Source organism: Leptospira stimsonii, from assembly GCF_003545885.1.
GTDB classification, from domain to species: domain Bacteria; phylum Spirochaetota; class Leptospiria; order Leptospirales; family Leptospiraceae; genus Leptospira; species Leptospira stimsonii.
The window spans coordinates 90109-113365 of the sequence record NZ_QHCT01000006.1; the positions used below are offsets into that span (position 1 = coordinate 90109).

General features: G+C 43.8%; 23 protein-coding genes and 1 pseudogene. 6 read left to right on the plus strand and 18 right to left on the minus strand.

Going from position 1 to position 23257, the window contains the following annotated elements:
- Genes murC through DLM75_RS18705 form a run of 8 tightly spaced genes read right to left on the minus strand, consistent with a single transcriptional unit; the run spans position 1 to position 7998 of the window.
- Positions 1–1398 (minus strand): UDP-N-acetylmuramate--L-alanine ligase, encoded by a 1398-nt coding sequence (gene murC / locus DLM75_RS18670; protein ID WP_118970015.1) that lies wholly within the window; start codon positions 1396–1398, stop codon positions 1–3.
- A 1-nt stretch (position 1399) separates the two neighbouring features.
- Complete coding sequence (locus DLM75_RS18675) at positions 1400–2476, minus strand: UDP-N-acetylglucosamine--N-acetylmuramyl-(pentapeptide) pyrophosphoryl-undecaprenol N-acetylglucosamine transferase (RefSeq protein ID WP_118970016.1); 1077 nt, start codon at positions 2474–2476, stop codon at positions 1400–1402.
- The gene (locus DLM75_RS18680) at positions 2473–3627 is read right to left on the minus strand and encodes an FtsW/RodA/SpoVE family cell cycle protein (protein WP_118970017.1); all 1155 of its coding nucleotides are present in this window, start codon (positions 3625–3627) and stop codon (positions 2473–2475) included. Before DLM75_RS18680 ends, DLM75_RS18675 begins: the two co-directional genes overlap by 4 nt.
- Positions 3624–4736 carry a phospho-N-acetylmuramoyl-pentapeptide-transferase gene (gene mraY, locus DLM75_RS18685; protein ID WP_118970018.1) on the minus strand — a complete coding sequence of 371 codons (1113 nt, stop codon included), beginning with the start codon at positions 4734–4736 and terminating at the stop codon, positions 3624–3626. Before mraY ends, DLM75_RS18680 begins: the two co-directional genes overlap by 4 nt.
- 54 nt (positions 4737–4790) lie before the next feature.
- Positions 4791–6284: a UDP-N-acetylmuramoyl-L-alanyl-D-glutamate--2,6-diaminopimelate ligase gene (locus tag DLM75_RS18690; RefSeq protein WP_118970019.1), complete on the minus strand. Its 1494-nt coding sequence runs from the start codon at positions 6282–6284 to the stop codon at positions 4791–4793.
- Positions 6259–6621, minus strand: coding sequence for a hypothetical protein (locus DLM75_RS18695; protein WP_118970020.1), 363 nt, complete (start codon positions 6619–6621; stop codon positions 6259–6261). The genes DLM75_RS18690 and DLM75_RS18695 overlap by 26 nt, the downstream gene beginning before the upstream one ends.
- A complete protein-coding gene (rsmH, locus tag DLM75_RS18700; RefSeq protein WP_118970021.1) occupies positions 6614–7579 on the minus strand; it encodes a 16S rRNA (cytosine(1402)-N(4))-methyltransferase RsmH in 966 nt (321 codons plus the stop codon). Before rsmH ends, DLM75_RS18695 begins: the two co-directional genes overlap by 8 nt.
- 44 nt (positions 7580–7623) lie before the next feature.
- Positions 7624–7998 carry a rhodanese-like domain-containing protein gene (locus DLM75_RS18705; protein WP_158586490.1) on the minus strand — a complete coding sequence of 125 codons (375 nt, stop codon included), beginning with the start codon at positions 7996–7998 and terminating at the stop codon, positions 7624–7626.
- Positions 7999–8284: 286 nt separating this feature from the next.
- Here DLM75_RS18705 and DLM75_RS18710 point away from each other — a divergent pair, with 286 nt between their 5' ends.
- The gene (locus DLM75_RS18710) at positions 8285–8806 is read left to right on the plus strand and encodes an HIT family protein (protein WP_118970023.1); all 522 of its coding nucleotides are present in this window, start codon (positions 8285–8287) and stop codon (positions 8804–8806) included.
- A gap of 16 nt (positions 8807–8822) precedes the next feature.
- Here DLM75_RS18710 and DLM75_RS18715 read toward each other — a convergent pair whose 3' ends face one another.
- A complete protein-coding gene (locus tag DLM75_RS18715; protein ID WP_118970024.1) occupies positions 8823–9695 on the minus strand; it encodes a CheR family methyltransferase in 873 nt (290 codons plus the stop codon).
- Positions 9696–9707: 12 nt separating this feature from the next.
- Positions 9708–9995 (minus strand): STAS domain-containing protein, encoded by a 288-nt coding sequence (locus DLM75_RS18720; RefSeq protein ID WP_118970025.1) that lies wholly within the window; start codon positions 9993–9995, stop codon positions 9708–9710.
- 57 nt (positions 9996–10052) lie between these two features.
- Here DLM75_RS18720 and DLM75_RS18725 point away from each other — a divergent pair, with 57 nt between their 5' ends.
- From DLM75_RS18725 to DLM75_RS18735, 3 genes are all read left to right on the plus strand, one after another.
- Positions 10053–10304: a putative signal transducing protein gene (locus tag DLM75_RS18725; RefSeq protein ID WP_118970026.1), complete on the plus strand. Its 252-nt coding sequence runs from the start codon at positions 10053–10055 to the stop codon at positions 10302–10304.
- Positions 10301–11050, plus strand: a complete 750-nt coding sequence (locus DLM75_RS18730) for a menaquinone biosynthetic enzyme MqnA/MqnD family protein (protein ID WP_118970027.1) — start codon at positions 10301–10303, stop codon at positions 11048–11050. Before DLM75_RS18725 ends, DLM75_RS18730 begins: the two co-directional genes overlap by 4 nt.
- Before the next feature lie 100 nt (positions 11051–11150).
- Entirely contained in the window at positions 11151–11600 is a 450-nt protein-coding gene (locus DLM75_RS18735) for an acyl-CoA thioesterase (RefSeq protein WP_118970028.1), read from the plus strand.
- A gap of 209 nt (positions 11601–11809) precedes the next feature.
- On the opposite strand, the gene DLM75_RS18740 is transcribed toward DLM75_RS18735, so the two are convergent.
- The 5 genes from DLM75_RS18740 to DLM75_RS18765 all read right to left on the minus strand — a co-directional run bounded on the left by DLM75_RS18740 (position 11810) and on the right by DLM75_RS18765 (position 18417).
- Entirely contained in the window at positions 11810–12385 is a 576-nt protein-coding gene (locus DLM75_RS18740) for a hypothetical protein (RefSeq protein ID WP_241547984.1), read from the minus strand.
- Between the two features lie 301 nt (positions 12386–12686).
- Complete coding sequence (locus DLM75_RS18750; protein ID WP_118970030.1) at positions 12687–13358, minus strand: LIC11874 family lipoprotein; 672 nt, start codon at positions 13356–13358, stop codon at positions 12687–12689.
- A 328-nt stretch (positions 13359–13686) separates the two neighbouring features.
- On the minus strand, positions 13687–15066 hold the full coding sequence (locus DLM75_RS18755) for an ammonium transporter (RefSeq protein ID WP_118970031.1): 1380 nt from the start codon (positions 15064–15066) through the stop codon (positions 13687–13689).
- A gap of 39 nt (positions 15067–15105) precedes the next feature.
- Positions 15106–16971: a SpoIIE family protein phosphatase gene (locus DLM75_RS18760; protein WP_118970139.1), complete on the minus strand. Its 1866-nt coding sequence runs from the start codon at positions 16969–16971 to the stop codon at positions 15106–15108.
- A gap of 198 nt (positions 16972–17169) precedes the next feature.
- Positions 17170–18417, minus strand: a complete 1248-nt coding sequence (locus DLM75_RS18765) for an alpha/beta hydrolase (protein ID WP_118970032.1) — start codon at positions 18415–18417, stop codon at positions 17170–17172.
- A gap of 12 nt (positions 18418–18429) precedes the next feature.
- Between DLM75_RS18765 and DLM75_RS18770 the strand changes: the two are divergent.
- A pseudogene (locus DLM75_RS18770) lies at positions 18430–18947 on the plus strand (hypothetical protein).
- Positions 18948–18950: 3 nt separating this feature from the next.
- Here DLM75_RS18770 and DLM75_RS18775 read toward each other — a convergent pair.
- From DLM75_RS18775 to DLM75_RS18795, 3 genes are all read right to left on the minus strand, one after another.
- The gene (locus DLM75_RS18775; RefSeq protein WP_118970034.1) at positions 18951–19310 is read right to left on the minus strand and encodes a hypothetical protein; all 360 of its coding nucleotides are present in this window, start codon (positions 19308–19310) and stop codon (positions 18951–18953) included.
- A gap of 892 nt (positions 19311–20202) precedes the next feature.
- Positions 20203–21750, minus strand: coding sequence for a glycerol kinase 5 (locus DLM75_RS18790; RefSeq protein WP_118970037.1), 1548 nt, complete (start codon positions 21748–21750; stop codon positions 20203–20205).
- Between the two features lie 327 nt (positions 21751–22077).
- Entirely contained in the window at positions 22078–22521 is a 444-nt protein-coding gene (locus DLM75_RS18795) for a host attachment protein (RefSeq protein ID WP_118970038.1), read from the minus strand.
- A gap of 77 nt (positions 22522–22598) precedes the next feature.
- Here DLM75_RS18795 and DLM75_RS24465 point away from each other — a divergent pair, with 77 nt between their 5' ends.
- Positions 22599–22802: a hypothetical protein gene (locus tag DLM75_RS24465; protein WP_167731783.1), complete on the plus strand. Its 204-nt coding sequence runs from the start codon at positions 22599–22601 to the stop codon at positions 22800–22802.
- Positions 22803–23257 lie beyond the last annotated feature (455 nt).

Consider the following 23257-nt stretch of genomic DNA (forward strand, 5'->3'; position numbering starts at 1 on the left):
CTAATTCTTTAAAAATCGAATTCCCCAATCCCGAACATTTCCGGCGCCCAGAGTGACAAACTTATCGCCGGGTTTCAAAAACCGGCCGAGTTCTGCAACTCCCTCTTCGAGATCTTTGGATAGAATTTTGGTCGGACGTGACATCGCATCCGCGATGAGTTTCGTTTCCACTCCTTCGATCGGGTCCTCTCCGGCCGTATAAATCGGCAAAAGAAAAACGGTCTCCCCGGTATCCAAACTTTCCGCAAATTCCTGATATAAGTTTTGAGTTCTCGTGTATCGATGCGGTTGAAACAAAATCACCGCTCTTCCGTCTTTTTTGAGACCCTCCATGGATTGAATCACGGCCCTGATTTCGGTCGGATGATGTCCGTAGTCGTCATAGACTTCGATTCCGTTTTTGCTTCCGAGATACTCGAGTCTTCTGCTGACGCCGGAATAATCCGGAATCGTCTCGACGAGTTCCTCCAGCTTCGCCCCCGCCTCGAAACAAGCCAGAACCGCCGCAAGAGCGTTTTTAAGATAGTGTTCACCCGGATACTTTAGAGAAAAAGAATATTCTTTATTTTGAAAGTAAAACGTCAAAACTCCGCCTTCGATTCGATAGAGCGCCGTTTTAGAATCTCGAATTCTTTCGTCTTGAAAAACGTCCTCTTTCCGATCGGCTTTCGTCTTTGCGAATCCAAGGATCTTAGAATGGTCTTTAAACAAAGAAAGCGAATCCCTGATTCCGATATCGTCCAAGTTCAGGATCAATCTTCTCGAAGCTTTTTCCATATAACGCGCGAATGCTTTGAGGAGATTCTCTCTTGTCTGATAATAATCCAAATGATCCTCGTCCACGTTCGTGAGAATCCGAACTTCCGCTTGGTGATTGTTGAAGGTACCGTCGGATTCGTCGGATTCGAAAATGGCCCATTCTCCCTTTCCCCAAGAACCGCCTCTTCCGTTTAAAAATGCAACTTCTCCGCCGACCATCACGGACGGGGAGAATCCACAACGTTCTAGAAGAAACGCGGTCATCGCAGTAGTCGTGGTTTTTCCGTGAGAACCCGCAACGGAGATCTGCTTTTTTTCGGACATCACTTGATGAAGAAGTTCGGACCGATGAACGATTGCGATTCCTTTCTCTTTAAATTTTTTAACCAAAGGGTGAGAATCCAATCGGATCGCAGAAGAATAAATCGCAAGATCGTAATTCTCCACCGTTAGCGTATCGGACTTTCCGAGCACTGTGGCTCCGCTCTGAATCAATTTTTCAACAACGTCGGAGTGTTTGCCGTCGTAACCGCCGACTTTCATTCCTTTTTCCAAAAGGAGAAAGGCAAGAGATGACATTCCCGATCCTCCGATCCCAAGGAAGAACGGTCTTTGAAACGATTTCCAATCGGTTTGCATCTTAGTCCAGAGAGAAAAAGTATTTCGCGGTGTCTCTCGCCGCGTCGACGTGAGAGCACTGAAGAGATTTGATCGACATGTCGTTTAACAAAGATACGTCGTTCGCCAATTTGTCCAAAATTCTAAAAAGATGGGATTCATCTTCGTCCTTCTGATCCAACACCACGGCCGCACCGTTCAGTTCGAAATACTTCGCATTCGCCATCTGATGATCATCCTTTGCATATGGATAAGGGATCAAAATCATGGGAAGAGCAAAGGCCGCGCATTCGGACAACACACCCGAACCGGAGCGAGCGATCACAAAGTTCGCCCACTCGTATTGTTCTTTCATGTTGTCCGTATAGGAGATAAGTTCCGCGTCCTTCTTCGTTTTTTGTGAAACTTCTTCGTATAATGCCGAGCCCGTTAATAAGCGAAATCGAAATTGAGTGTTGATTTCGTCGTGGTCCATCAGACGAACTACGATATTGTTGATCTGTCTCGCGCCCTGACTTCCGCCCATCACGAGCACGTTAAACTGCTTCTTCTTTTTCGTGTCGTATTTTTCCGAAAACTTCAAAGACATCTTTGGAAGCGTTTTTTTTCTCAGAGGATTTCCTATGATCGACCAATCGCAAGGCACGGAATGATCGACTGGAGGAAAACTAAACGCGGCCTTATTGGCGAAACGAAAAAACAATCGGTTCACGTTTCCGGGAATACAATTCTGTTCGCAGAGATAGACTTTTTTTCGAAAAAGAACTCCGTATAAAATCGAAGCCACGGTCGAGTAACCGCCCATTCCGATGACTACGTCCACGTTGAGTTTACGGAAAAGCAAAAACGTTTTTAGAATCTGATACGTATAACGAAAGGGAAAAAGAAGAATGTTACTGGAAAGAGGAGGAAGATTGTGCCAGAGAACCTTACAAGGCGCTTGTTCCAGATCCGGATTGTTTCGATTCCTCTCTAAAGAAAAAAGATATAAATTCTCATATCCGATCTGCTCTTTTAAGTCCGTAAGAACTTCCGCAAGAGCCACTCCCGGTGATATATGTCCTCCGGTTCCGCCGGCCGCGATTACAATCGATCTCATAGACCTAGGTTTTCCTTTCTCGTTATATTGACAAGAATTCCAAGAGAAATCAATACGATGAGAATCGACGATCCTCCGTAACTGACAAAGGGTAAGCTGATACCGGTAATCGGAAAAATTCCGGTAACAACGAACATGTTAATGATAAATTGTGTTCCCAAGATAATCAAAATTCCAGCGCCTAAATAAAAACCGAAGGGATCCTTCACCTTCTGCACAAGATAGAACGCACGAAACAGAAGTAAAAGAATCAGAAAGATAAAAATCATAAATCCCACAAAACCGAAATCTTCGACAAACGTTGCTAATACGAAGTCGGTATGACTGTAGGTCAAATAACGATGCGCATAACCCGAAGCGAGTTTATTACCGAACCAGCCTCCGTCCAAAAAAGCACGAAACGAAGTCACGAGCTGGTGACCTTCGTCAAATCGGTAGCGATACGGATCCAGCCAAACTTCCACCCTCTTCTTCCGATAACCGACCCGATCGATCAAAATATAAATCAGAGGAAGGGATACAATACCTACGACGAGCAAATTTCGAAAAGGAAATCCGAATAAGAAAATAAAACCGAGAATCACAAAAAGAATTTCTAATGTGGTTCCGAATGCTGGCTCCACAAGAATCAAAACGATCACGGTGAGAAGTAAAACCGAAGGGACCAAAAGTTTTTTGTAATCGGGGGCGGATTCTAATTTTAATTTTTTAAAAAGCGAAGCCAAATAGATCAAAACGGCGACCTTCGCGACTTCCGAGGGTTGGAGTTGATACGGGCCAAGGGCGATCCATCTGTGAAAGTTTCTTCCGTAATACGTGGAAACCGATTTTCCCACCCCAGGAATGAATACCAGAATCAAAAGTCCAATCGCGACTAACATTCCTAAGACTGCGAGTTTCTCGAGTTTCTGATACGGAAAGACCGAGAAAAAAAAGAAAAACACAAGGCTCACACAGATCCAGATCGCCTGTTTTTTGAGAAAGTATTCAGAATCCTTAAATTCTCTCCAAGCGGTGATGCTCGAAGAAGAATACATAACGCAGAGCCCTAAAAAAAGAAGAATAAAGATCGTTACAAGGAGAAGAACGTCCAAGGAAGTTTTTCCCGGAACCCAGAGTTCCCTCCACTTCCTTCCGATAGAATCGATCATTGGATTTTGAGAGTCGATAAGGAGATGATCGCGAGGATGACCGCGATGATCCAAAATCGAATTACGATCTTGGTTTCTTTCAATCCTCCCAATTCAAAGTGATGATGCAGAGGAGCCATCTTGAAGATTCTTTTTCCCGTAAGTTTAAAGGAACCCACTTGAAGAATCACGGAAAGAGCTTCGCTGACAAAGATCGCTCCCAGAATCAAAAGAAGAATTTCCTTCTTCAAAAGGATCACGACCATACCCAAAGTCGCGCCTAAAAAAAGAGAACCCGTGTCTCCCATAAAAACCTGCGCGGGATGCGCGTTGAACCAGAGAAATCCGAGAAGGGCACCGGCAAGCGCGGATAAAAAGACCGAATATTCGTGAGCGCCCGGAAGATAAGGAATGTTGAGATAATTTGCGACGATCGGGGTTCCCGAAAAATAAGCGATGATTCCTAACGTAACAACGGCGATCGCAACGGTTCCGGTCGCGAGTCCGTCGAGTCCGTCCGTCAAATTCACGGCGTGAGAAGAACCGATGATCACGATGATCGAAAACGGAATCGCAAGAAGTCCGAGCGCAAGAACAGGTCCTTTCACAAAAGGAAAAAACAAATCCGTCAGTTGAAAGGGAATTTTACCGGAATGTCCGGGAGGAGTATGACCTGTATAATAAAAGAATAATATACAAAACCCGAGAGAAATCAAAATGGAAAGAAGAAACTTGGTTCGCGCGCGCATTCCACCTTTGATTTTTTTTACCGATTTCATATAATCGTCCGCGAAACCGAGGCCGGAGAAAAAGAGAGAAAAAACGGCGAGCAACAAGATGTTCGGATTTTTAAGATTCCCCCAAAGGAGAACGGAAAGAAGAAGAGAACCGATGATCAGAAGACCTCCCATCGTAGGAGTTCCCTTTTTTGCCTCGTGGGATTTCGGGCCGTCGTCCCGAACAGACTCTCTGAACTTGAGTCCGTATAAAAAGTCGATCACACGATGACCGAACCAGAACGTGACCAACATCGAAGTCAATCCCGCCATCAAAGCGCGAAACGTAACGTAACTAAAAATACGAAGGGAATCCAGATGGTTGAAGTAAAGATCGTAGAGATAATAAAACATGTACCCGTCCTAGTTTCAAAAAAAAGGAGTGTTCTTTATTTGTATCGGAGAATTTTAAAAAAGACCGAAGGCTTTTTGAACCTGCTCCACATCGCTGAAGTGACGTTTTTCTTTGCCGATGATTTGATATTCTTCGTGACCCTTTCCCGCGACGAGAAGACAACCGCCTTCCGGCAAAACCGCCACACCTTCTGCGATCGCCTTGGCCCGGTCCACTTCCCTGAGAAGCGGAACAAAACCATTGGAAAAGCCGGTTTGAATTTCATCCAAGATCGACTCCGGTTCCTCCGTCCTCGGATTATCAGAGGTAAGAATGACCTGATCCGAAAGTTCTTCCGCGATCCGCGCCATCTTCGGACGTTTGGTCCGATCCCGATCTCCCCCACAACCGAAGAGAGTGATCAGTTGTTTCGGTTTCGAATCTCGGACACTTCGGATAATATTTTCCAGAGCGTCCGGGGTATGAGCGTAATCGACAACCGCCATTCGAGAACGGTCCTTGCTGTAGACGATTTGGAAACGTCCAGGGATCTGCGGAATTCTTTCTAAAGAAGAAGACATCTTTTCAGGGTCCAAGCCGAGCCTGATTCCGGTAATCCAAGCAAGGGCCGTATTGCGAACGTTAAACGAACCCAGAAGATTGGTATGGATCGGATGAGAATTGCCTCCCTCCGTCAAAGAATAGGAAGTGCCTTGGAGATTCAAGGACGGACCTTCGACTTTCCATTCTCTGAGAGGACCGTCTAACGCACTCACTTGCAAACTCGGAAGGCGTGATTGGATTTTTTCCAAAAGCTCTTTTCCACCCGGTGAAATATAATCGAGAACGGCAAACGAAGAAGGGAACGAATCCAAAATTTCAAAAAGACGGAACTTGCTTTCAAAATAATCTTCCATATCCGGATGAAAGTCGAGATGATCCTGAGTGAGATTGGTAAAGACGCCCGCCTTCAGAGAAATTCCGTTCATCCTTCCGAGTTTGAGACCGTGAGAACTCGCTTCCATAAAAACGGTGTCCACTCCCTGATCCTTCATCTCCTTGAGAATGAGATTGAGAGAGGAAGCGTCCGGCGTAGTATAACCCGTATCGATCAGCTGATCTCCGAATTTCACTCCGATCGTTCCGATCAAACCGCAGTTGCGTCCTTGCTCTTTTGCTAATGCGAAAAGAATATTCGTAAGAGAAGTTTTTCCGTTGGTTCCCGTCACCGCGACGATCTCCAACTCTTTCGAAGGATGACCGAGAAGAAAGGAGGCGATTCTTCCTTGGAGTTGTTCGGGATCGATTTCGGTTTCTAAAACGATCTTAGAATCCGGAAGGACGATCGAAGAACCGGTCCGAATCAAAATCAAGGAAGCCTTTGTGTTGGAAATATATTCTTCTTTTTTAGAACCGAGGGAATCGGAGACGCAGAAGATATCTTCTAAGTTTGTCTTTCGAGAATCGGATTGGATATAACCGATTTCGATTCCATCGGACGACTTGCCGTTTGGAACGGATCTTAGTTTGAGTTCAGGAAATTCATGGAGAAGCTGGGTTAACTTCATTCTCGTCTTCATTTTTTTCAGGAGGTAGGTTTAGAGTTATGATTCGATCTCCCACCGTGATGGGAAGATAGTTGTAGGTTTTTCTGTATAACGTTTCGATTCTTCTTGCGGAAGTGTACGTGGCGACTCCGATTTTTAAGTCGTCGTTCTTTTTGATCTGTTTGATCTTTTCGCCGGTTGCAATGCTGATTTCTCGATTGAGCCTTGCGACTTGGACGTTTTGCCAGACGTAGAGAAAAAAAAGACTTAGGAAAAGGATGACCTTTCCCAGATTCAAAAAAAGAATTCCGAGGTCCTTCCATACCGGGTTTTCCAACAAGGCATCGATCTTAGACATCTGATTCTTCCTCTTCCTCGAAATCTTCCTTTCTATATTTCTTATCGACCGATTTCGTTTTTTTGAGCACTCTCAATTTTGCGGAACGGGAAGCCGGATTCTCCCTCGTTTCGTCTTCGGAAGGAAGAATCGGTTTTTTTGTAAGAAGAGTAAAACCGTTTTCCTTCGCATAATCTCGGAGCGCGTTTTTTACGATTCGATCTTCGAGAGAATGAAACGAGATCACTTGAATCACTCCGTCTTTTCGTAAAAGATCGAGAAGAGACTTCAGACCGGTTTCGATATGAGAGAGTTCTTGGTTGACTTCGATACGAAGCGCTTGAAAGATCCGAGTCGCCGGATGTCTTCCCGGTGGCCAAAACTTTCGAGGAATGATTTTGGAAATGAGTTCCGCCAGTTCTCCGGAAGTTGTGATCGGATTGTGTTTTCTTCGATCGATGATCACTTCGGCGATCTTTTTGGACCAACGTTCTTCGCCGTATGTATAAAAAATATGTAAGAGTTTGTCCTTCGGATACGTGTTGAGAACGTCTTCTGCGCTCAAGCCCTTATCCGGAGAAAGTCTCATATCGAGGGGTTCTGATTCTCGAAAACTAAAACCTCTTCCGGAATGAAAAAGATGGAACGTAGAAATTCCAAGATCCAGAAGAATTCCCTGGGGGCCCTCTTCCACACCGTGCGCTTTCAAAAGTTCGGAGTTGATATCCGAAAAATTGGTTTCGATCGGAATCACTCTTTCTTTGAATTCGGAAAGACGCTCGCTCGCACGAGATAACATGACTGGATCCCGATCGCAGAGAATGACTTTAGAATTGGGAAATTCTTGTAAGAAGAGAAGGCTATGTCCGCCTTCTCCAGCGGTTCCATCTAAGAAAAGAATAGATTCTTCTTTTGAAAAATTCTCCTGAAAGATTCGGAGAATCTCTTTTCCTTGAACTGAATAATGAACCGGTTCCAATGTCTTTCCATCCTTTTTCGAAGATCCGGTCCTGCAAGGAGATTCTAAGGTAGATCCGTCAAGCCGCCTGCGTTGATCGCATTCGAAAAACCTTTGGATTGAAGCACCTTGAGGGCTTCCTGACTGCGGCGACCTGAACGACAGTACAAAACGATCTTACGATCGAGTGGACCGAATTCTTCAAGGCGAGAAGAAATCTGATCCAGAGGAATGTTCACTGCATTCGTATAATGACCGCTTTCGAATTCCTGCGGAGTACGAACATCCACAACGAGTGCATTCCCGGAAATCCATTCTTCGACCTTATTTTTATCCGAAGCTTCTTTTGTCTTTGCACAGAAAATCTGAATGATCAATCCGATGATCAGAAAGGAAAGAATCGACTTCCGTTTTAACAAGAATCCTGTTCGATTTTTCATTTGATGGTTCATCACTTCCTTCCTTTCGCAATCACGCCATGTCGATTCGGGTTTTTCATTGTTTTATTAGAATCTAGTTTTCCCGGACCACGCAAAATGTCTTATCTAAAAATCGATGAAAACCGCTCTTTCCGATTCCCAAATCTATTTTTTGAAGAATTCTATCCACCAAGGAATCAACTCGGATTCTCCAAATGGAATTCCGGACAAGGATACGATCACTTTTCCTTTCCTTCCGGCGCGCTAATTTTTTGACAGCTCCGATGACCCGAATAATTTAGGGTTCATGGAAGAATCCAATTCTACTCAATGGGACGAACCCAGGAAAAATCTTTTTTCCATTCACAAACTGGATTACGCAAGAGGAAAAAGACCCGAAGTAGATTGTATTCTTTGCGGAATCTGTAGAAAAGATCCGGATGTTCCCAATCTTACCGTCTCCGAAACCGATCTCACGATCGTTTCCGTAAATTTATATCCTTACAATCCTGGACATCTGATGATCTTTCCCAAAAGACATATCCTCGCATACGAAGAGATGACCGCGCAGGAAGCTCTGGAAATTCACGAAGGCGCTTCCAAGGCGATTCGGATTCTTAAAAAACTTTGGAACGTACAAGGATTCAATCTGGGTTACAATATCGGGAAAAACGCGGGCGGTTCGATTCCGCATATCCACCAGCATATCGTCCCGAGGTTTCCGAACGAGGCCGGCTTTTTGGACGTATTAGCAAATTCAAGAATTGTAATCTACGAACCCTACGAAATGCAGAAGGAATGGATTCGGATCTGGAAAGAATTTTCGTAAGAATCGATTCTTTCCGTTAGACGACCGGCTTTTTCTGATAGATCGTGTGTCCTAAGAACTTGTAACTTTCCGAAATGCCGAATAACGTTTCCGAATGTCCTATGATCAAAAGTCCTCTGTCTTTCAGAACCTTTTCGAAGTTTTCGAATATTTTCTTCTGAGTCGGCTTGTCGAAGTAGATGATTACGTTTCTACAAAAAACGCAGTCCAGCTTATCCGGAATCGGATACGGAGTTTCCAAAAGATTCACCTTTCTAAAATCGATCAGAGTTTTGAGTTCCGGTTTCGCATGATAGGTAATCTCGTCTCGTTCGGAATCCCTGACCTTGATAAAATATTTGTTCTTTAACTTTTCGTCCACGGGGAGAAGGCGTTCCTCTCTATAGATTCCTTCTTTCGCCGTATTGATCACGTTGGTATCGATATCCGACGCGTAGATCTTGATATCCCATCCCGGTTTGAAGGCGAAGTATTCGAGACAAGTCATCGCGATCGTATACGGTTCTTCTCCCGTCGAACACGCGCTAGACCAAATTCTAAGGATTTTTTTCCCGTTCTTCGCGGCCTTCTCTTCGACAGACGGAAAAAAGGTATCTCTCAAAAATTCGAAGTGATGATTTTCCCGATAAAAGTCGGTCTTGTTCGTTGTGATTCTGTTGATGAGTTCCGTGAGTTCACTGCTAAAAAAGGCATGATCGGCGCGAAGTCTACCGATATAATCGGAAACCGTTTTTAAGCCGAAATGCCTCGCTCGTCCGTTGAGGCGGGACTGGACCATAATCTTCTTATGGTCAGCCAAAAAAATTCCTGTCTCTTTGTACATAAGAGATTTTACGAATTGAAAATCTTCATCGGAAATCGCGTTCAGGCCGGACTGAATATCTGTCATGGTAAAGATGTTTTATAGAGCACCGAAAACTCTGTCAAGAGATACAAGTTTCAAAATTTGCTTTAGACGATGAGAAACATGTACCGTTTCCACGTCGATTCCCAAACTACGAACCCGATTTACAAAGCTCAGCAACACTCCCAAGGCCACGGAAGAAATGACCTCTATATTGGAGAAGTCGAGAACGATGCAAGTTGGATTCTCTTTCAGAAAGGAATTGAGATAATTTCTTAGTTCCTCGTGTTCCAAAGTTAGGTCGTTCAATTTTAAAGATATGTAAACTTTCTCATTGAAAACCATTGATCAAATTAGACGATATAAAAAATAGAATTCAACCCTAATATTTTTGAGAGAAATATGGAACCCTTTGAAAGAGAACAAGACGATTCGGACGGATTTTCAGCCAGATTTGAGACCTCCGATCCGATTTTACTTTCGATCGTGAAATCGTTTTTGGACGCGAACGGGATCCACTACTTTGTCACCGGTGAGGAATTATTTTTCCTCGAAGGAGCGGCGGTTCCCGCGGCGTCCCACTGCGCGATCGTTTATCTGATGAATCAGGACTACCCGATCTTGAAAGAGTTTTTAGAAAGAGAGAATCATTGAAAATAGGAATCGTTAAACATCTAAATGCAAGACCCTTAACATGGGGTTTCGAAAAGGATTCAAAGAACCGAATCGTTCCCGATAACCCGGCACTACTCAAAGACTATTTATTGAAAGGCGAGATCGACTTAGGTTTAATTTCTTCGATAGAATGTATTCGAAATCGGGAAATCCTCAACGCGTATCAAACCACCGGAGTTTGCGCCAGAGAAAAGGTTCGATCCATTCTTTTCTTTAAGAATTTAAAGGAGGAATACCCTCCCAAGGTCATTCTTACCGATAACGGTTCCAAAACGAGCATGGCTTTGGTCCGAGTTTTGGTTCACGAGGAATCCGGAAAAATCCCGGATGTGATCCCGACCGATTCTAAAATCATTCAAGAACAAATCGAAAACGGAATCGGCTCGCATATGCTTTTTGGAGACAACGCTCTATTAGCAAAATGGAATGCAGAATTTTACGAAGTCCGCGACCTGGCCCAGTGGTGGAATCAGATCACGGATCTCGGTTTCATCTTCGCGCTCTGGGCGAGCAAAAAACCGCTCCAAGTAGAGGAATCACTTTTGATCCAATCTTTGGAATACGGAATCACTCATATCGAAGAAATCATTTCGCAAGAATCCCGACTTCCGGAAACGGTCGTGAGAGAATATCTGACAAGGGAACTTCATTACAGGGTAACGGAAGAAGATCGAAAAGGTTTTCTTCTTTTTGGGGAAAAGTGCAAGGAACTCGATCTTTTGTAGAAAAGAAAGTGAAGTTCGATTTAAAAGCGACCGTTTCCTTTGGATAAAACTCCCGAGAGAAACTTAGGACCGAAAAAAAGTTCCATCGGAACAGAGATCAATGGGAAAAAATATTAGAAAAGAAGAATTTGATTTTTACCATGCCTTGAGAGTGCGTTACGCGGAATCCGATCTGCAAGGGATCGTCTTCAACGCGAATTATCTGACCTACTTCGACGTTGCGATCACAGAATACTTTCGATGGTGCGGACTTCCTTACGGAGAATTGAATTCTAAATTTCAAGCGGACTTTCACGTAATCCACTGTGAAATCGACTACAAGAGTCCGGCCCGTTTTGACGAAGAAATTCAAATCTACTTGAAGGGAAGCGTATCGGGTGTAAAAGTTTTTTGGGACCTCGCTATTTTTCGGGAAAGTGAACTACTCTGTTCCGGAAAACTCGTTTACGCTTGTGTAGATTCCAAATCGGGAAGCCTAAAAAAAGTCGATTCGAAACTTGCAACTTTTCTAAAGTGGTCTCCGAAAGTTTCTTCCTCACGGGAAACGTGATCTCCGGTTTACTTTTTGTCTTTGACTAGGTAGGAATTCCGAAGAGCGGATTTTTCCAAAAAAAGGTCGTGCCGGACTTGAAGTCCGTTTCGAAGTATCTTTTTTGTGGACGTGATTTTTCGGGACGGATTTCCGAGAAAGGAATCACCTCTTTTCTGGAGTTTCATGAATTCTTGAAAAAATACTTCCTATTTTCCTAATATTCTTTTCTATTCGATCTTTTCGAAAAGATTCCATTCTTCTTCCGTACGCGCTCCAAATTCTTCTTTTTCCCCGCGAATCCATTCATAGGCTTGGGCCTTATATTTCTTCGCTTCCGAATGATTTCCAATTCGATAGGAATTGATCGCAAGACCGGCCAGAAGGTTTTGCAGAAAACGTCTGCATTCTTCGGACATTCTCGCCCGGCATTGTTTGAGAAGAATTTTTCCGGTTTCGACCGCAAGAGAAGGATCCGGTTCGATTTCTTTCAAGTCGGGGTCGGCGAGCATATAAGAACTGATAAAATAATCCCTCCTTTCCATCTTTCCTATGGATTGGAGAATACATCGTTTCCAATCGGAGACGTTCGAAGTCCTTAAATACTCGCGAAGATCGGCGCGGAAGAGCGAAAAGAAATCGGGATAAGAATCGTCATACCAATTCTTAAGAGAAGCGAAATATCCGCTGACCCGAACCAAACAATGTTCCGGTCTTTTTTGAAGTCCTGCCTGAAGATTGGGAAGTAGGAATGGGATACAAAGAAGAAAGAAAAGAGAAAGATATGTATTTTTGAATATTCTCATTTACTAAAATTCCATTTGGAAGCTCCAATCCAAAATCAATCAAAAAAATATTTCTAAGAAACGATTCTTCGATTTTCTTCTTCCGGGTTTTGAAGAAGAACTCAAATGATTTTTGAGGATTTCGGAAATGCTTCCTCCATTTTCTAAAATAAAATAGGAGAAAAATGTATGGAACTTGTTTGCAAGATCAGATTTGAAGTTCGTTTTCCAGAATTTTTTTTTCGGGGTGATTTGTCGGTCCAATTTTTACGTTCTTCCGGATCTGGCAGAGAAACCTTAGGAAAAGTAGGAACTCACACTTTTAATAGATTACGGTGATTCTATAATCCCAAGAATTGTTTCCGGTCTTTTCAATCGTTTCGGCTAACGGAAGACGATAGCTCAATTTTCCGAGATTCACATCTCCCCGATTGGAACGACAAACCGAAGCGATCGGAAAATTCACCTTGAAAAGAATCGAACTCGTCCGAAGAAGCCGTAACGTTTCCGAATAAATTTTCTTTTCCCCGTCTTTTTTGAGAGTTTCGGGGCCTCTGCTTATGGTCGGAATTTCTCTCTTAACATAGATCGTATTCCCCTTTTTTCGAACCTGAACCTTCCCCAGCATCGCATCCTCGATCTGAGAAAGATCCTGAAATTCTACCTTGTAATAGACCTTGGCTTTTTCACGAAACAGACTCGGATCCGTTTCTGGAGTCACGATCTTTTGAAAAGAATAATCCTTGAGAACGATATTCTTAGAAAAAAAACCTTTGTTGAGGCGATTGGAAATCTCATCCTTTCGAGTCGGAAGAAATTTGATCAAGGATTCGTCGGAGTTTCTCCGGGTCGGAACAACATAAGAAACTTCTAATGTCCCCGTAAAATCGTGATTGATCGTGACCGTTTCCTCGTAATCAAAACAATTGATAAAAAATAAAAGGATAAAGGAGAAGAATAAAAACTTGGACAATCGGCCGTAAAAATGGCTCATGCATCAAATTTGAGACGGAAAAGGATTCCGTCAATGAAAAGAGATTTTAGGGAAAACCGATCGACGGAACTTCCCTCCCGTTTTCTCGTCCGGGGCATTTCGGGAAAATGTGGGAACTCTCACAAATAAAAAGAATCACTTCTTTGTAGGAAGAATTCTTCTTGAATTCTTCCGAAACACCTGCGTTCCGGAGTTCCGTCCACCTTCTCTCGAAGAAAGCCATTCTCCTTGGATTTCTGATCCTGGGCAAAATTCAAAACTAGAAACAAAAAAACGCCGAAAGAAAGAATTCTCCCGGCGTTTTCTAAGAAGAAGGTCCTTCTTATTCTTATTTGGAAATCGGGTAGGCTTCGTTCCCGTGTTCCAGAATATCCAAACCGGTGATCTCTTCGTCTTCGGAGACACGCAATCCGACGGTATATTTCAAGGCGAGAAAAATGATCGAACTCGCTCCAAAAGACCAAACGAACGCGATCCCAATTCCGGTAAGCTGAACCAAAACCACCGACAGTTCTCCTCCGAAGAATAGACCGTTGACCCCGCCATACGCTTCTTGAGCGAAAAGACCCGCGGCCAGAGTTCCCCAGGCTCCACAAACCCCGTGAACCGAAACCGCTCCCACAGGGTCGTCGATATGGATTCGATCGAAGAATAGAACGCTCAGAACCACAAGAATTCCCGCTACCAGACCGATGATCACCGCGGAAGAAATGCTCACATTCGCACAAGGAGAAGTAATCGCTACGAGACCTGCGAGAGCTCCATTCAGAGATAATCCGATGTCCGGCTTCTTGAACATAATCCAAGTCACGATCATCGCGGACAAGGCGCCCGCGGCCGCCGACATATTCGTCGTCACTGCAATCACCGCGAAGTTTCCACCGCTTACGGAAGTCGTAGAACCGGGGTTGAATCCGAACCAACCGAACCAAAGGATAAAAACTCCCAAGGCCGCCATAGACATGTTGTGTCCTAAGATCGGGAACAACTTTCCGTCCTGATACTTACCGATCCGAGGTCCGAGGATCAGAGCTCCCGCAAGACCCGCCCAACCTCCGACCGAGTGAACCACGGTAGAACCGGCAAAATCGATAAAGCCCATTTGTTCTAAGTATCCCTTACCGAGTCCCCAAAGTCCGGCCCAAGCAAGACTTCCGAACATTGGATAGATAAACGCGGTAATCAATGCAGAAAAGATAATATACGAAACGAATTTCGTTCTTTCCGCCATCGCACCGGATACGATCGTCGCCGCGGTCGCGGCAAAAACCATCTGGAAGATTAAGAATGCGAATCCCCATTTGTCAGGACTTCCTTCTTTTACGATCAGAGAATCCGCAAGGCCGGGAATTCCGATTCCAAAACCGGGGAAAATCTGAGGTCCGAACATAATGGAGAATCCGATCAGCCAGAAAAAGATCGAACCGAAACAGAAATCGATGAAGTTCTTCATCAAGATGTTCACTACGTTCTTAGCTCGAGTAAACCCCGCTTCCACGTAAGCAAAACCCGCTTGCATGAAAAAAACCAAAAACGCGGCGATACAAGTCCAGAGCCAATTGGTCTCGGACCTCAAGGTGGCCAGCTCGTCACTCACTGCTTTGATCGCAGGATCAGGGACGGCGGCCGCGGCTTCCGCTATAGGAGCGTCTTGGGCAAAAACTCCTGTAGACAGCAGAGCGAGGATTAATACAAAATACCAACGCATAGTATAACTTATCTCCTTTTTTTATTTAAATCATTCCAGTCAAACAGCCAGTTTTGTCTCGTCGTCATCTTCACCGAGAAGAGACGGATCTTCCTTTTTACGCATCAAGTCTTCCAACTTTTTGAGAGAAATTTTTAGATACTCGTTAGTAGGAGCGCTCTTGATTCCTTGTTGAAGAACCTTGATCGCCTTCGGACTTTGATTGTCCTTCAGATAACATCTTGCCAAGCGCAGACTCGCTTTCGAATACGTATGATCGATCGCGAGAGAACGTTTGAGGGACCGTTTGGCCTCGTGAACGTTTTCCGTTTCGTAATACGCTCTTCCGATCAGATAATGAATGTAAGCTGAATCTTCACCGGAAGTTTTTACGAACTTATCCAAGAACTGAATCGCCTTCGGAAAGTTGCGGTCTCTATAATACATTCTTCCGAGAAGAAGAAGGCTGTCCTTGATCGAATCGTCCAGAGAATAAACATCCAAAGCCTTATCGTAAGCAAGAGAATCGTTTTTCTCGCGAGCCGCGGTTTTCGCGACGTTCATCATGGACTTCGCTTTATTCAAAAGCGGATTACACTGAAGAGCCATGATGGAGATATCATCTCCGTTTCTTGCTTCTCCTTTGTATCTTTTGAATCTAGAAATCAAAGAATCGACCAAATCTCCCACGTAGATACGATCTCTTTGTTCTTCTAGGGTTTGTTTTTCCTGTCTCACCCAATCCAAAAACCTTGCGTTACCAAGCTCTTGACGTTCCGGATTTTTTTGTTCCACGATTCCGTCTGACGTAAGAATCAGGATGTCTCCAGGATTGATACGGCCTTGCTTCTCTTCAAAGTTGTTCCGATTCACTTCGAAAATTCCCATAGGAACCCCGTTCGAATCGAGTTCGTCGATCACTCCTGTATCGTTTCTAAAATGAATCAGCTTTTGATGCGCGCCGTTCACGTAAGAATAAGAATAGTCTCCGTAGATTCTTAAAATAAACGCGGTGAAGTATGTTCCTTCCGGAAGCTGAGGACGGATCGATTCTCCCAATTCCGTAAGAATTTCGGTAAGTCCGAGACCGAGAGAAGTACATCTTCTGAATTGATAGTGAATCGACATCGTAACAAGAGCCGCGGGAATTCCGTGTCCCGAAACGTCCGCGATGATCACCGTTACAGCATTCCCGTGTCGCACAACGTCGAAGTAATCTCCTGAAACTTCGGTCATCGGTTCGTAATACGTCCCGAAATGAATTCCGTTCCAAGGAGCGATGTTCGTGTTGATGATCTGACTCTGGACGTTGCGGCCCATCTTCATATCAAACTCGAGTTGTTTGAGAATTCCCGCTTCTCTCTGATTGGCTTCCACAAGACCTTCGATCAAACGAACGGAGGTAAGAGCAAGTGCCAGTTGAGAAGCCAATGCTTCTAGAATTTCGATATCGTCTTCGATGTAAAAAAAGCTGTGCTCCGATTCGACGGCGATCGTTCCGAGGACCTCGTCCTTATAAAGAATCGGAACGCACATAACGGAAAGAGTGGCTTCTCCTTCGTCGATATACTCCGGATGATACGAAAGATTCTGCACAAGAAGAGACGTTTTCGTTTTAAACGTATGACCGGAATAACCTTCGTTTACGGTGACGCTTCTGCGTGGAGGAGTCGTCTCTCGAAGATAACGAACGGGCACCAACATACCGTCCTTCCAGATTCTTAAAGTAGTGTTGTCACATTCGAAGATATCCTTACAAATGTTTGTTACCGAATTATAGAGTTCGTCGTGTTTATCAACCGATGCAAACTCCTTACTAATATAAAGGAGAATATCGATTTTATTTTTTTCGGTCAAACCACCTACGACCTTGTGGTTTCCCCGGAAACTGACTACCTTACGTTGACCAAGTTTTAGTTCTATCATATCCCGCACACTCCAAGGAAAGGATTCACTCCTTGAATTCGCTTCTCTTTGCATTTCTTTTGCAAGAAACGTACCAGGGGGAAATTAGGGATTTTTTGCCTTCTTTTTATAAATAACGAATACTAAAAAGGCCATCTGGAAAAATATGCCCATTAAATAGGCATGACATAATCCAGATTACGTAAAAGTACAGCAGAATTAAAGGGAGGAAGATTTGCGAAACCTGGAAAAGATCGAAAGAAAACCCTCTTTGATTTTATTTGCGAAACCTGGTTGAGACCGGGTTCCGTATTTGTGAAGAAAGGATTCTACGTATTGAAAGACGTCGTCGTCCGCGCGATCGCCCATCACAAGACAAGCGTGTCCGTAATCTTCCGAAGATCCGTTCGCCTTCGAGATCACTCTGAATTCTTTTTTCTTTGTCCCTGCGTTTTCGAATACGGAACGAACCGATTCCGGGGTCGCGATCACGTCTTTTTCTCCCGCAATAAAGAGAGAAGGAACATTGATTTTCTTTTGGAGACGAACGTAATCGTAAAAGCCGTTGAGAGAATGCATTTCTTTGGTTTCGATCCAACGCATAAATTGTTCGGTCACGCCGTCGCTGATGTTCTCGATCGCATTCTTCATGATCTTCTTTACCGTTCGTGAAGAAGTCACTTTCGGATTATAAAGAATTTCATCGATCGGAGTATAAAGTTCTCCGGCTAAAGGTGCGAGAATCGATGCGCCGAATTTTAGATCCAACATCTTTCTCGCTCTAGGAAACCTGGAAAGAAGACCGATCAGAGTAATTCCGATATGATTCAGATTTCCCGGTCCTCCCAAGGAAACAAAGGCACCGATGTCTTTTGTGTCCTTCGGCTCGGAAATACAAAAATGAGAATAAAGAATCATCGCTCCCATGGAATGACCCACGTAGGAAATGCGCTCCGCTCCCGTGATCTTCTTCACCTTATCGATCATCGCGGGAACATCGTATTTGACGATATCGTCGAAGGTAAAGTCTTCGTAACGGGTCGGACTTTCGTAATACGATCTTCCACAACCTCGAAGAGAAACAGCGAATACTTCGTAACCTCTGAGCTTTAGATAATAAGGAAGAGAATGTCTTCTGTCCAGATCGACAACATACTTGTTCGTCGCAATTCCGTGAACTACAAGAACCGGCGCAAGCTGACGATTCGGTTGAGGAGGAATGTGTCTGTGAAGCGCCAAATTCCAACCGTCTTTCGTCTTTGCAAAGTGAACCTCGTCCGCAATATCCTCTTGTCCGTACAACTTGCCGATCCAGTTCAAAAGCAGAGGATGGATAAGAAGAATTAAGATCAAAACCCCGGTAAAGATAAATGCGAGCGTGGAAGCGAGAAGTGCGAATAATAGAAGAATAAGAAAAGTGGTGGCTAAGTAGAATGGACTTCTACGATTCTTTAAGATCGCGAGCACAGGTTAAAAATAATCGAAATTCCGAATTGTCAAGAATTAGAAGCTGCTTGCCCGAAAATTCCAAGAAAAGATCTTGGTAGAATCCATCCGAGCTCTTCATGTCTCAAGTTCCAGAATACAAACTCTACAAATCGCCGAACGGCTGGTATTCCATGGTGGTTCCCGCCCACTGGGTACAAATGGTAATAGAAGGAATTCCTGCGTTTTTCGAAGAAAACGGAAGCGGCGCCCTTCAAGTCTACGCATTCGAAAACAAAGTGGGAAGTTATATTCTCAAGGAAGAATTGGAACGATATCTAAAAACTCACGAAATCGACTTCGAAGAAGACAAAGTCGCAGACTTTGAAAACGAAGAAGGAAGCAAGATCATGGCTTGCGAGTTCGTAAAAGAGGACAGATTTTGGATGGTTTATATGATCGCCAATAAAAAAAGAATGATTCTACTCACGTATAACAGCGATGAGGTGCCGGCTGAATATCTCGTAAAAGAGCTCACTACCGTTATCAGTTCGATTCGTTTCTCTCAATAGAAATCACTTTTTCCAGAGAAGAAATTCCGCGTTCTCGGTTGTACTCATCGATTGAATGACGTTCTCAAAATGAAAGCCTTCGTATTTTGAAACGATTTCATAGACTCGATTATAACCTTCGCAGGCGCTCGGAATCAAACAACCGCTATTTTTACCGATCAATGCCAGCCAAATATCCGGTGCAAACGGCCCCGCGTCCGTATTGATCAATCGAATCTCTTCGATCTCTTTCCAAGCGATCTGTTCCGTTTTTCTCCTCGGATGCTCCACTCTTACGGATTCTTCGTTGAGCGTCACAATAAATTCGTCTTCAGGATTTTTAGGTGGATTTGATTTTTTGAAGAGACAATTCAACCAACACATTTCAGAGATTCTTCCGTTCCTTTGTCAGATTTTCTTTCGAGCGCTTTGTATATCTTTGAAAAAGAATCATTCGTTTTCTAGATCCGATCCATGTCTGTAAAGTTTCCCAAAGTGTTCCCGCGTCCGATTCAGTAATTGGAATCGGAATCGGAGTAAATAGATTATTCTTTTCTAATATTCTTACAATTACCGAAATAGAAACCCCATTCTTACGCAAGAATCGATAAGTCCGCGTCTAAGAATAGATCTGTATCCAAGTCCTCACTCTTAGGATTACCTTTGGTCGCGAAGATTTGTGATACACATTTCGCAATCTGGTGGCTTGTGTCACCGATGGACGAAAGCCGAGTCCTCGAAAGAGCAGAACCTTACTCACCAGTTATCCGATTCAGACGAAAAGCTGTCGGAACTCCGACGCTCCACCGTGAAAGCCGCGCGCCCCTCCCAAATTTCGGGTGGTGGGGTGAGGTGGCGGGAAAATCGGGCGACTTTCCTATATCACAGAATCCTAATTTTGCAAGAAAAAAATCCCGTGTAGGAACTCCTACAAAATCCTTTCTTACTCACGATTCTCGTTGCAGTTCCTCACAATTTTCCCGTTAGGTTATAAACTCGGAATCTTTTTTCTTTCTTCTCCCAAGAAGAAATTTCGGAGGTGAGGTCGTGATTTACGATTAAAAATAAAGAACGAAGATCACACCGAAGGGGAGAAAACCTTTCCGAAGAGGCAAGGAAGTAACTCCCTCTCGAGAAGACAAAATTCTTCATTTTATTTCGAAAGTTTGAAAACCTTATCTTGTCGAATATCGGGTCTTCCAAATCGAACTCCCTCCGAAAAATTTCCCTTCGGATAAACGATGCGCCGTACGCAAAGCAATCGGATCGAAAAATCCTACTCGATCGAAAGCGTCGCAGAGACCGCCTTTTTCCAACGTTGCAATTTTTGAGTTCGTCTTTCCGGATCCATCTTCGGTTCGAAGGTCTTGTATCCTTTTTGTAAGGATTTGAGTTCTTCTGTGTCCTTCCAGAATCCGACCGCGAGACCGGCAAGATACGCCGCACCGGTCGCGGTCATATCCGGCTCAGGAGCACGATTGACTCTCATATTAGAAAAGTCTGCAAGACATTGAAGAAGGATATCGGATTGAGAAACACCGCCGTCGACTTTGATTTCTTTGATCTTCACTTTTGTATCTTTTTGAATTCCTTCTAAAACTTCAAAGAGACTCAGAGCGATTCCTTCCAGGACGGCTCTTGCAATATGTCTTCTGTGAGTCGCGAGAGAAAGGCCACTGATAGAAGCCTTCGCCTTCGGATTAAAATACGGAAAACGAGCGCCCGTTGGATACGGAATAAAGACGACACCTTCCGTATCGTCCGCTTGTGCGGCGAGTTCGTTCAAGACCTTCGGCGTATCGGAAAGTCCGATTCCCTTTCCAAGCCAATCGATCAGAGTTCCCGCGGTTGCGACAAAACCTTCTAACATATATGTCGTTTGACCATTGAGTCTCCAAGCGATCATCGGGAAGAGTCCCCTCTTGGAAAGTTTCGCCTTGGGTCCGATGTTGATATCGACAAAGGCACCGGAGCCCTGGGAGATTTTTACTTCTCCCGGTTCGAAACAACACTGACCAAAAAGGGCGGCCATCTGATCCCCGATCGAAGCGCGGATCGGAACGGAGTTTCCGCCGAGAAACTCGGGAAGACAATGACCAAAATCTCCGTTACTATCCTTTACTTCCGGAAAGAGATTCGCGGGAATTCCGAAAATGGAAAAGATCGGCTTGTTCCAGATCAACTGAAACGGATTGAACATTCCCGTAGCGACGGCGTTAGACGAATCGGTAAGGTGATTCTTACCGCCGGTGAGTTTATAAATAAACCAAGTGTCCAAGGTTCCGAAAAGAACCTCTCCCTTTTTACAACGTGCTTTGAGTTCCGGATTCTCATCTAAAACCCATTTCAGACGACAGGTCGCGTGATCGGTCGTAAACTTAAGCATCGAGGTCGCAATCATCATCGGATGATTGGTAAGATTCCCGATCACAGTAGAAACAAGACGAATCAAACGCCAGATAAAATTCTGATTCATCTCATCTGCGGTTTTATAAGAACGGACATCGGCCCAACTGATCAGTGGTGTGAGCGGTTTTCCGGAAGATTTTTCCCAGAGAAGAAATGAACCTCGTTGATTACAAATTCCTAATACTGCAATTTCCTTTGCGAGTTCTTTCTTTTTTTGAATTTTCTTCAGAAGTGAAAGAAGCGCTTTCCAGAGGACTTCCGGATCGTGTTCGAGGGCCCCGGGGGCCGGAATATTGGGAGGAGTTTTTTCATACTGTCTTTCGACGATTTTTCCCTTGCGATCGAGTAAAAAGGCTCGAATCCCGCTTCCCCCGCTGTCGATGGAAAGAACGTATTTTCCTTTTGAATTAATCATTCAATTCTCCGAAATATTCTTATTGGATAAAAAAGAAGAATCCGTATCTCTCAAAAAAAAGAAGAAATCGAGGAGATAAAACGAAATCAAAAAAATAGATAATCGAAACGAGATGATTCTGTCTATGTTTTTTGCGAAAATAAAAGGACAAAGAACTAGGATTTCGAACTCACAAAAAAGAAGCGTCAGACAAACAAGAAGAAGACGGTTCCAAAAAACCGATCTAAAACTTATAAATCGCGTAAACGCAAACTCGACCGATCTTAAGAATCGAATCCTCCATTCTTAAGATCGAAATCGGATTCAAAAAAAGGAAAGAAAAACTTTCTAAACTAAGATTCCTTTCAGGTGAGAGAGAATACCACGATTATCGGATGTCGCGAGATCCTTCGCCATCTTATGAAAGATCATGGACTGAGATTGACGATCCAACTTATCCATAAGCATCCCGAGAAAACGAGGTTCGGAAACAAGGACAAGGCTGAGAAAACGATTGGACTTTCTACCTTGGGAAATTCTTTCCGAGATCTGACTCGCGAAGGTTTCTGCAACCCTACGTTTCGGTTCTTGAACGGATTCGGAATCGAAAGCAACTCTTTGCGCCTTTGCACTTTTTCCGGGACCGGAAGCTTGGAGAATGAGCTCCCGATTTTTCATTCTTCCTTTCGGATTTTCAATGCTTTCCAAAAGTTCAAGACCGTTTCGCGAACCTTTGTATTCATAAATTTTTGCTTCGGATCGATTTGCGACTACAACCCATTTGTATTTCATACACAACTCCTATCGAGCGACCCATAGGGAGCGAGATAGCCAAAAGCCGCGAGGCGTTGGCTCTTTGCGAAGCAAAGATGAGCGACAGCAAACCGCTTCACAGCAAATCTATCTCGAAGAACTTCCTCAAATCACTCAAACATCATAGCAAACAAAATAAAGCCAAGCCAAAAGCCGCGAAGCAAAGCGTTGGCTTTTTGCGAAGCAAAGATGAGCGACAACAAACTGCTTCACAGCAAATCTATCTCGAAGAACTTCCTCAAATCACTCAAACATCATAGCAAACTAAATAAAGCCAAGCCAACGAAAAGCAGTGAAAGTGAATCTCATAAGAATCGAAATGTATATAAGAAACCCAGAACCACGAAAGTGGATTTGTTCTATACGAGATGTTCGGAAAGTTCAATCTCTTTTTCTTTTTCCAAAAACGAAGTTGGACGTTGTATAACAAACGTTCAAGTTTAAGAGAAGGATCGGCTATTACTGGAAGAACAAATCCAAAACTTGATTTCGGTTTAAAAAAGAGGGCAAAAAAAACGCTTTCGAGTTGAGTAGAGTTCTTCGGCAGAACACACATGCTGACTTTATAATATAGAATTCCTTTCGAACCGCTAAGATTGAAATATATTTCGTAGAACAAGTTATAGAAAAAAATCGACGCAGTATGCAAAGCTCAGCGTGCGCCATCTTAAAAAATATGTCATTCAGACAGGGCTTTTAAGATGGATTCGAACGA